Below are 9,674 nucleotides of genomic sequence, written 5' to 3'. Positions count from 1 at the left end.
GCCATGCTCGGCAGAGGCCTTACCGGTAAAGCCCCTTGCCGAGCATGGCTCGGTGCTACGTTTGGGTTTGCTTGTAGAGCCTCTGCCGAGCATGGCTCGGCACTACCGTCAGTTCTTCTTGGCAGGCGCTGCAGGTGCCGGCACGGCGGCGCCCTTGGCGACGCGGATGCCATTGGCCTTCATCCAGGCATCGAACTGATCGGCGCTCATCTTCTGCTCGCCCTGCTGCATCATGAAACGGTAGTTGCCCAGCGAGTCCTTCTCAGCCAGCGGCGCTTCCACCCGCACTTCGATCGGCTTGTCGTCGTTCTTCGCAGTCTTCTTGGCCGACGAAGCGCAACCGCCCAACACCGCAACCGAAGCCGCCACGAGAACGATGCCAGAGACGCGGGAAAGAGCTTGCATGGCAATGACCTCAAGTAATTAGAGTCGCAGTCTAATCCACCATCTCACCAAGTGCAGCTATTTATCTGAATTTATTGAACTTAGTCACTCACACTGACATGTGCTGTTTTGCTGGCAGCCTGCAGCGCATTCAGCTCTGCCTGGCTCAACTCCCGCCACTGGCCCTTGCCCAACTCGCCCAACTGCACGGGCCCTATCGCCACCCGCATCAGGCGCAGTACTTCCAGCCCCAACGCCTTGAGCAGGCGCCGGATGTGGCGATTGCGGCCTTCATCCAGCACCACCTCCAACCACGCGGTGCGTTCGCCATGCCGCAGCAGCTGCACCGAATGCGCCGCCAGGCGTTCGCCCTCGTCGTCGATACCCGCCTGCATGCGCTCGAGCACGGCTGCACCGGGCACAGCATCCACCTGTACCCGATAGGTTTTCAATGGGCCGGTACTGGGCTCGGTAAGACGCGCCGCCCACTCCGGATCATTGCTGAAGAACAGCAGGCCTTCACTGGCCTTGTCCAGGCGCCCTACCGGCGCCATCCACGGCAGGCCGGCACCTTCAAAGCACTGATAAACGGTGTCGCGGCCCTGCTCGTCCTGCACCGTGGTGACCAGACCACGCGGCTTGTTCAAGGCCAGGTAGAGACGTCGCGGTGCTGCCAGCGGCAGGCCATCCAGCAACACCTGCTGGCGACCAGTAATCACCGGGAACTCGGGGTCTCGCACCACCTTGCCATCAACGCTGACGCGGCCGTCGAGCACCCGTCGTGCAGCTTCGGTACGCGAGCACACGCCGGCCTTGGACAGCACCCGCGCCAGTCCGTGCCGAACCCCGGCGGGGGCAGCCTTGCCGGCGCGGGCGGCATTGCTGGGCGCACGCGAAAGCAAACGCCCGCCGGGCGGTGCGCGGCGGGCGTGCGGAGGATACGGCGGCTTGGACGACGACATCAGGGCTACGAGCGGCTGTTGCCGCCTTACTTGACCTCGGCAGCGGGCTGCGCCGCAGCCGGTGCTGCAGCCGGATCGGTCGCGGCCGGACGTGCCTTGACCACGCGCACACCGCGCGCCTTCATCCAGGCATCGAATTCTTCGGCGGTCATGCGCTTGCCGTTCTGGCTCATGTCAAAACGCCACGGCGTGTTGTCGAACTCGGTCTGCGGCTTGTAGGCAGCCGGATCGTTGGCGTTGATTGCCGGACGCGCCGGAATGGCGTTGGCAACGTTGTTGCAGCTCTCGACCCGCAGGCGCATCAACACGCGGTCCAGCGACTGCTCATCACCACCGGCCGAGCTCAATACACCCGATGGCATGCCCAGCTGGCCCGGACGCACATACAGCTCCGACGCCACCGGTGCGATCAACGAGGTGGCCAGCGGCGCCGGCGTCACGGAACTGGCCGAGCAATCCACGGCTGCATGGGCGGCAGGCACAAATGCCAGGGCGACAAGACCAGCCAGAGCGATACGCAGCATTGAATTTCCATTCGGCAAGTTAACGCGGCGAGTGTAGGCAGCGTCCGCAGCGCTTTCAACCGTTATGTGCGCGCAAACCGCGATTACCCGCCGACGTCACACAAATTGCGATCTGGAAAGTCGCCGATGCAGAAACAAACAAGGCCCGGCAAATGCCGGGCCTTGTTCTCAAACTGTGGTACTGAAACCGAAGCGTCCGATTAGTTCTGGACGTTCAGCTCGGTACGACGGTTCTTTGCGCGACCTTCCGGGTTGTCCGAACCATCAGCATTGGTGTTCGGAGCAATCGGACGGCTCTCGCCGTAGCCGATCGGGCCCTGCAGGCGCGACGCTGCCACACCATTGGTGGTCAGGTAGTCGTACACAGCCTTGGCGCGACGCTCGGACAGCTTCTGGTTGTAAGCGTCGGTACCCTTCGAGTCGGTGTGACCGGCAACTTCAACGCGCAGATCCGGGTAACGCTTCAGGATCTCGGAGGCTTCGCTCAGGATCGACACGGCGTCCGGACGCAGGGTGGCCTTGTCGAAATCGAAGTTGACACCCTTCAGATCGATCGAGACCGGCACCGGGCAACCGTCCGGACCGATGGTCTGGCCAGGCTGCGAGTTCGGGCACTTGTCGTCGCAGTTGTTGACGCCGTCACCGTCGTCATCCAGATCTGCGCAGCTCGGAGCAACCGGAGCCGGTGCCGGAGCAACAGCAGCGACCGGAGCCGGGCCCAGCGGGATCACGACGCCGACCGAAGCCAGCACGTCGCCGAACCAATCCTGTTCCTTGCCAGCGGCGGCCGGAGCGTAGCTCTGGTCGTCGAAGTCAGCGCGGTAAGCCAGTTCAGCACGCACAGCGACGCGCTTTTCGAAGGTGGTCTGCAGACCAACGCCGACCTTGGCGGCCAGGTTGCCGTCCTTGCGATCCTTCAGCAGGCCGCCGGACTGGTACTCTTCTTCAGCCTTCTGGTAGCCCAGACCTGCCAGCAGGTACGGGTTCCAGCCACGGCCTTCCTGGATGAAGTGGCGACGCAGGTCCAGCGAAACGCCGTACTGCGACCAGTTCTGATCCTGGTTGCTGTCGAAGTTCGGGTTCTGATAGTTCAGCTCACCATCCAGCGACCAGTTCGGGCTGATGAACTTGCCCAGACCCAGCGTGGCAAACGGGGCGTCGTTGGTGCCACGATCGTCGTCCTGGAAGTTGAAGCCGGCCGAACCGGTCAGGTACCAGCGGTCGTCAAATTCCTGAGCCGAAGCGGCCTGGGCAAAAGCCAGACCACCGAGCAGCGCGGCAGTAAGGATCTTCTTGTTCATGAAATACAGCTCCTTGTTTCGGGGGTATGAAACCGGTAGAGGCATGGTCCAGCACAGCGATATTCTTCGTCGCGTTCAGAGACGGCCGTTTCCTCACGCCATCGCGGTGCACATTATGCGCTTGGCCGTGAAGGCGATGTTAACAGGCTCGTAACATATGGAGCGACCACCAGACCTCTACGTGTCCGGCTCGGCGCAACGTATACAGCTTGGTCAAAGGACGCAAGAGCAAGCTATCGCAAGGCTTCCGGGGGGAATGCTGCGACGCAGCTGATTTCATCTGACAAACCCTTCATTAACAGGGCTTGCGCCACCTGTTACTGCCAGCTGAATCGTTTGCTCGGTATGATGAATTTGCTCCCCCGCCACGGAACTTTTCCGCATGAAAGCAATCGGCCTGACCCGCTATCTCCCCATTGATGAACCGGACGCGCTGCAGGACCTGAACCTGCCAGACCCGACGGCTCCGCAGGGCCAGGACATCCTGGTTCAGGTTCAAGCCATTTCGGTCAATCCGGTGGACACCAAACTGCGCGGCCCCAAGCCAGGCGAGGAAAACCCACCACGGATACTGGGCTTCGATGCCGCAGGCACCGTGGTGGCGGTCGGCCCGGAGGTCACCGCATTTGAAATTGGCGATGAGGTTTACTACGCCGGCGACGTCACCCGCCCGGGCTGCAACGCACAGCTGCAGCTGGTGGACGAGCGCCTGGTGGGGCGCAAGCCGACCACGCTGGATTTCGCCGAAGCCGCGGCATTGCCACTGACCACACTTACTGCCTGGGAACTGTTGTTCCAGCGCATGCCTTTCCAGTTGGACGGGCGTCGCAATACCGGCAAGACCTTGCTGGTGATCGGCGGCGCCGGCGGCGTTGGTTCAATGGCGATCCAGCTTGGTCGCCACGCCGGCTTCACCGTGGTGGCCACCGCTTCGCGCCCGCAAAGCGTCCAGTGGTGCGAGCAGATGGGCGCAGCGCACGTCATTGACCACCGCCAGCCGTTGGCACCACAGCTGCAGGCGCTGGGCATCAGCAGCGTCGAGGCGGCACTCAACCTGGCCAACACCGACCTGTACTGGCAACAGTTGGGTGAACTGCTGGCGCCACAAGGCCACGTCGGGTTGATCGTCGAGCCTGCCGGTGAACTGCGCATCGGCGATCCCTATAAAGCGAAATGCATCGGCATCCACTGGGAATTCATGTTTGCCCGCGCCCGCTTCCGCACCACCGACATGATCGAGCAGCACCGCATCCTGACCCGCGCGGCCAGCCTGATCGATGCCGGCGAACTCCGCACCACGCTCAGTGAGCGCTTGGGCACGATCAATGCCGAGCACCTGCGCCAGGCACACCGCCAACTGGAGGCCGGCAGCACCATCGGCAAGCTGGCGCTGGAAGGCTGGGACTAAGCCACACGCCACAGCACGTTGCGCCACCTACAGGTGGCGCAACGCCTCCACCCATGAGCCTGCACTGCAGGCAGCACGTTGATCTCCCGACAATGCCCTCCCTGATGTCTGTATCGCGCCTGCTGCAGCTGCTGCTGGGCCTGTTCCTGTTTGGTATTGCCTCTTCCTTGATGATACGTGCCGGTATCGGCATCGCCCCCTGGGATGTCCTGGGCCAGGGGATCTCATTGCGCAGTGGCTGGGGCTTTGGCCTGGTCACCAACCTTGTCGGCATCTGCGTACTGCTTATGTGGCTGCCGCTACGGCAGAGACCCGGGCTGGGCACGGTGCTCAACGTGTTGCTGATCGGCCCCAGCGCACAGCTGGGCCTGAATCTGTTGCCGGCCGCGCAGGGCCTGCTGTGGCAACTGCTGTTGTTCGCTGCTGGACTGGTGCTGCTGGCGATCGCCACCGGGCTTTACATCGGTGCGCGTTTCGGGCCTGGCCCGCGCGATGGCCTGATGACCGGCCTGCATGCGCGTACCGGCTGGGCGATCTGGAAGGTGCGCACCCTGATTGAGACCTGCGCACTGGCAGTGGGCTGGTGGCTGGGCGGCAATGTAGGCTGGGGCACGCTGGCGTTTGCCCTGCTGATCGGGCCACTTTGCGGCGTCACCCTGCCCTTGTTTGATCGCCAACCGCGACCCGCGGCATCCACGTCCGCGACCTGACCACCCGCGACTACGCAGTCAGCGACGACTGCGCATCACCTGCTGACGGATATGCCAGTCGCGTAATGCCACCCAAGCGGCTGCCTGCCTTGCCCGCGCCGCGCTGACCGCATCCGGTGCCTCGCCTTGTACCTGCACATGGCGGGAATCAAGCCAGCGATGCAGGCGCGGCGCTTCCAAGGGGAACAACACGCCCGCGGGAATATACATGCGCTCGAACTGTGCCAAGGCCTCCCCGCCATTGGGCGCGGGCTGCCAGAGATTGCGGCCGGTGGCGAAGTAGCGCTGGCCCGGCAACGCCAGTTCCACCAAGGTCGGCAGTAAATCCCCATGCCCGGCAAAAGCGCTGGTATCAGGCGCGCTGTCGGCCGGCGCGAACGCCGGTGGAACCCGCAACCATGCGAATACGCGATCCACGTCCACCTGCTCGGCAGGCAGGTCGTAGCGGTAATGCGAGCGCAGGTTGTGGTCGCCAGCCATCGCCACCAGGGTTCGCTCGCCCAACGGCTGCTCGCGCAGCTGCTGCAGGAAACCGCCCAGCTCATCGGCCTGGTATTGATAGGTAGCCAACATCCGTCGCAGCTCGCCGGTATCAGCCAGCGCGCGAGGACCCAAGGCCGCCGGATCCAAGGGGTATTGCCGACGTGGCGTATCCAACAGATGCGGTGGATGGTTGCTGGTGGTCAGCAACACCATGAACAGCCGCTCACCACGGGCATCAGCCTCGCTCAACAAGGTCTGCGCGAAACGGAACAGCCAGCTGTCATACAAACCCCATTCGGTCCCGGTGGCCTGGGCGAAACGCTGCTTGATATCGCGCGCGTCATACACCCGATCAAACCCTTGATTCGGAAGCGCGGTGCCAATCTCGCGCCAATCGCTGCCGCCGCCATAAATGAACACGGTGCGATAACCCGCGCGCTGGAATGGCAGCGCCGCCGAGGTATCAAACGCCAGGCGTGCGTTGCGGCCCAGCGCAAGCGGGGTGATCGGTGTCCCCAGGATCAGGTTTTCCAGTGTCGGATGGGTGCCGTTCTGGCCTGCGATGAAGTTTTCGAAACGGTGACCAGTGGGCAGCTCGGCACGCAGGCGGCCAAGCATGTCGTTGCCCGGCCCGTCGGTGTGCAGCAGGTCTTGGCCAAACGATTCCAACAAGCCCAGTACCACATGCGGTGACTGCTCCAGGCTGCGTGGCTGGCCGGGAGCAACCGGGAACAGCGCCGCCTGCAACACCTGCGGATCGGCCGAAGGCAGCCCGGCGAGCCTGGCTGCCTCTTCCAGATCCCTGAATCCATTGCTTCGCACACCAACCAACGGATCTTCGCCAAAATCGGTTTCTTTGGCGCGTGTGCGTGCGGCGCGGTAGAGCGTCAACGGCGCATTGAGCACCAGTGCGTTGACGAAGGGATCGGTCGAGACGGTCACATCACGCCTTACCAACGGAAAGTTGCCGACGCTGCCGCGTGCCAGCAGCACCAGCAACACGCACTGCAACACCAGCAGCAGCGCGCGCGTCCAGGTACCAGAAGCAGACGGCCAACGCAGTGCCAGCCAGTTCCCCGTACGCGGAATGGCCCAGTACAACAGCCCGCCGGCCAGCAACAGGCCAAGCACGCCAGGGATCACTGGATAGTCGTCCCAGACCGTGCCCAGGATCGCCCCAGTGTCGTCCTCGAACATGCCGAATACGATGGGGTCGAAGCGCGTTTTATAGAACGCGTAATAGAAGTGCTCGCACAAGAAAAGCAGGAGGAACACCAACAGCAGCGCCAGAAGCAGATGCTGTGCCAGACGCAGTGCCGCTTCGCGCCGTCCAAGCAGCCAGATCGGGACCGTCAGCAAGCCGACCACGCCAGCGGCTACCGCACCGGCCACCAGGTCATAGCGCGCGCCCTGCAACATTGCCGGCCATAGCAACGCCAAGCCGCGTTCACTGCCGGCGTAGTCCCACCACATGAACAGGCGAGCCAGCCCGCCAAGCAAAACGATGCCCGCTACCAGAACCCAGAGTTGAGGAAACAAGCGCAGAGCGCGTTTTGCGGGAACAACACTTGAAGGCATTACAGGCATGGAACGTCCACGACAGTCAGTCCGTTGCTGGGCGGGGCGGCGCATTGTAATGAAGCCGTCACCTTTTTGGTTAGGCACCCATAGCTGATTGGCGGCCCAAGGATTGAGGCCAGACCGATTGCCAGTCAGAATGGGCTATTCCATACGCAAGCGTATCCAGCATGACGCCAGCCAACGACACCGCCTATCCGCATCTGTTCGCCCCGCTGGAGCTGGGCTTCACCCAGCTGCGCAACCGCATCCTGATGGGCTCGATGCATACCGGGCTGGAGGATCACGCCCGCGACTTCCAAAAGCTGGCCGCCTACTTTGGCGAGCGCGCCGCCGGCGGCGCGGCGCTGCTGGTCACCGGTGGCTTCGCGCCGAACGTGGTTGGCTGGCTGACGCCATTCGGCAGCAAGCTGTCCTGGCCCTGGGAAGTCAGCCGCCATCGCCAGGTAACCGCAGCAGTCCACGGCCACGGTGCCAAGATCTGCCTGCAGCTGCTGCATGCCGGCCGCTACGGTTATCACCCCTTGCAGGTGGCTCCGTCCAAGCGCAAGGCGCCGATCAACCCGTTCACCCCGCGCGCGCTGTCGGCCGGCGGCGTTGAGCGGCATATCGCCGACTACGCACGCGCCGCCAAATACGCATGCGATGCCGGGTATGACGGTGTCGAGGTGATGGGCTCGGAAGGCTATCTGATCAACGAGTTCATCGCCCCGCGCACCAATGGCCGCAACGACGCCTGGGGCGGCGACCCGGCAAGGCGCATGCGCTTTGCGGTGGAGATCGTGCGCCGCATCCGCGAGGCCTGTGGCCCGGACTTCATCATCATCTACCGGCTGTCGCTGGTGGACCTGGTCGAGGACGGCAGCAACTGGCAGGAGATCGTGCAGCAGGCCAAGGCCATCGAAGCGGCCGGCGCGACCCTGCTTAATTCCGGCATCGGCTGGCACGAGGCGCGCATTCCGACCATTGCTACCTCAGTACCGCGCGCGGCGTTTGCAGGCGTCACCGCCAAGCTCAAGCCGCATGTCGGCATTCCTCTGATCGCCACCAACCGCATCAACATGCCGGACGTGGCCGAGGGCATCCTCGCCGGCGGTGGCGCCGACATGGTGTCGCTGGCGCGGCCGCTGCTGGCTGATCCGCAATGGCCAGCCAAGGCCAAGGCCGGCAAGCCCGAGGCGATCAATACCTGCATCGCCTGCAACCAGGCCTGCCTGGATCATGTGTTCCAGCAGAAGCGCGCCAGCTGCCTGGTCAACCCGCGTGCCGCGCACGAAACCGAGCTGGTCTACCTGCCGACCAGCGCGCCCAAGCGCGTCGCGGTGGTCGGCGCAGGCCCGGCCGGGCTGGCCTGCGCCACCGTCGCCGCCAGCCGCGGCCACAAGGTGACCCTGTTTGATGCGGCCGACGAGATCGGTGGCCAGTTCAACGTGGCCAAGCGCATCCCCGGCAAGGAAGAGTTCCACGAAACCCTGCGCTACTTCCGCCATCAGCTGGCCGCAACCGGGGTCGATGTGCGCTTGAACACCCGCGCCGATGCCGAGGATTTGAATGACTTCGACGAGGTGGTGGTCGCCACCGGCATCAGTCCGCGCAAAGTCGACTTCCCGGGTGCCGACCATCCAATGGTGGTCAGCTATCTCGATGTGCTGCTGGGCCGGGTCAAGGCCGCCGACAAGGTGGCCATCATCGGCGCCGGTGGCATCGGTTTCGACGTCGGTGAGTTCCTCGTGCATGAAGGCCCGTCACCGGCCCTGGACCCGGCCCGCTGGATGGCCGAATGGGGGGTGGATACCAGTTTCGAGAGCCGTGGCGCGCTGGCCAAACCGCAACCCGAAGCCCCGGCCCGCAAGGCCTGGCTGCTGCAGCGCAGCCCTGGCAAGCCCGGTGCCAAGCTCGGCAAGACCACCGGCTGGATCCACCGCGCCACGCTCAAGGCCAAGGGCGTGAAGATGCTTGGCGGCGTCGAGTACCTGGGCGTGGACGACAGCGGCCTGCGCATCCGCGTGGATGGCCAGGAGCAACTGCTCGACGTCGGCACCGTGGTGATCTGCGCCGGTCAGGAACCACGCCGCGAGCTGGCCGACGCCCTGCAGGCCACCGGCCGCAGCGTCCATGTCATCGGCGGCGCGGATGTCGCTGCAGAACTCGACGCCAAGCGGGCAATCGATCAGGGCAGTTGTCTCGCCGCGGCACTTTGAGCCCCCGTCCGATTTTGGACAGCACCGTCGTAGCCCGGGTAAGCGCAGGCGCACCCGGGACGATTCGCTCAACGCCCTCATCGATATCAACGCACCCAATCGCGGAAGCGCGGCGCTCCCCCG

At 64.1% G+C, this 9,674-nt stretch carries 8 protein-coding genes; 3 read left to right on the top strand and 5 right to left on the bottom strand.

The features are described from left to right. Nucleotides 1-108 precede the first annotated feature (108 nt). The 4 genes from QMX78_RS09200 to QMX78_RS09185 all read right to left on the bottom strand — a co-directional run bounded on the left by QMX78_RS09200 (nt 109) and on the right by QMX78_RS09185 (nt 3,171). On the bottom strand, nt 109-405 hold the full coding sequence (locus QMX78_RS09200) for a hypothetical protein (protein ID WP_282268663.1): 297 nt from the start codon (nt 403-405) through the stop codon (nt 109-111). Between the two features lie 80 nt (nt 406-485). Continuing rightward, complete coding sequence (locus QMX78_RS09195; protein ID WP_282268661.1) at nt 486-1,346, bottom strand: pseudouridine synthase; 861 nt, start codon at nt 1,344-1,346, stop codon at nt 486-488. A gap of 26 nt (nt 1,347-1,372) precedes the next feature. Beyond that, a complete protein-coding gene (locus QMX78_RS09190; RefSeq protein WP_282268659.1) occupies nt 1,373-1,870 on the bottom strand; it encodes a hypothetical protein in 498 nt (165 codons plus the stop codon). A 200-nt stretch (nt 1,871-2,070) separates the two neighbouring features. After that, on the bottom strand, nt 2,071-3,171 hold the full coding sequence (locus QMX78_RS09185) for an OmpA family protein (RefSeq protein ID WP_282268657.1): 1,101 nt from the start codon (nt 3,169-3,171) through the stop codon (nt 2,071-2,073). A 382-nt stretch (nt 3,172-3,553) separates the two neighbouring features. Here QMX78_RS09185 and QMX78_RS09180 point away from each other — a divergent pair, with 382 nt between their 5' ends. Together QMX78_RS09180 and QMX78_RS09175 are read left to right on the top strand one after the other, a co-directional pair. Continuing rightward, the gene (locus QMX78_RS09180) at nt 3,554-4,579 is read left to right on the top strand and encodes a zinc-binding alcohol dehydrogenase family protein (RefSeq protein ID WP_282268655.1); all 1,026 of its coding nucleotides are present in this window, start codon (nt 3,554-3,556) and stop codon (nt 4,577-4,579) included. 92 nt (nt 4,580-4,671) lie between these two features. After that, the gene (locus QMX78_RS09175) at nt 4,672-5,289 is read left to right on the top strand and encodes a hypothetical protein (protein WP_282268653.1); all 618 of its coding nucleotides are present in this window, start codon (nt 4,672-4,674) and stop codon (nt 5,287-5,289) included. Nucleotides 5,290-5,307: 18 nt separating this feature from the next. On the opposite strand, the gene QMX78_RS09170 is transcribed toward QMX78_RS09175, so the two are convergent. Beyond that, a complete protein-coding gene (locus QMX78_RS09170) occupies nt 5,308-7,245 on the bottom strand; it encodes an LTA synthase family protein (protein ID WP_282268651.1) in 1,938 nt (645 codons plus the stop codon). Between the two features lie 275 nt (nt 7,246-7,520). Between QMX78_RS09170 and QMX78_RS09165 the strand changes: the two genes are divergently transcribed. Beyond that, complete coding sequence (locus tag QMX78_RS09165) at nt 7,521-9,551, top strand: NADPH-dependent 2,4-dienoyl-CoA reductase (protein WP_282268649.1); 2,031 nt, start codon at nt 7,521-7,523, stop codon at nt 9,549-9,551. Nucleotides 9,552-9,674: the final 123 nt, after the last annotated feature.

This window comes from Stenotrophomonas sp. PS02298 (genome assembly GCF_029959445.1).
Classification (GTDB): domain Bacteria; phylum Pseudomonadota; class Gammaproteobacteria; order Xanthomonadales; family Xanthomonadaceae; genus Stenotrophomonas.
The sequence above is the reverse complement of the archived record's forward strand: the minus strand, read 5'-3'. Positions and strand labels throughout refer to the sequence as shown.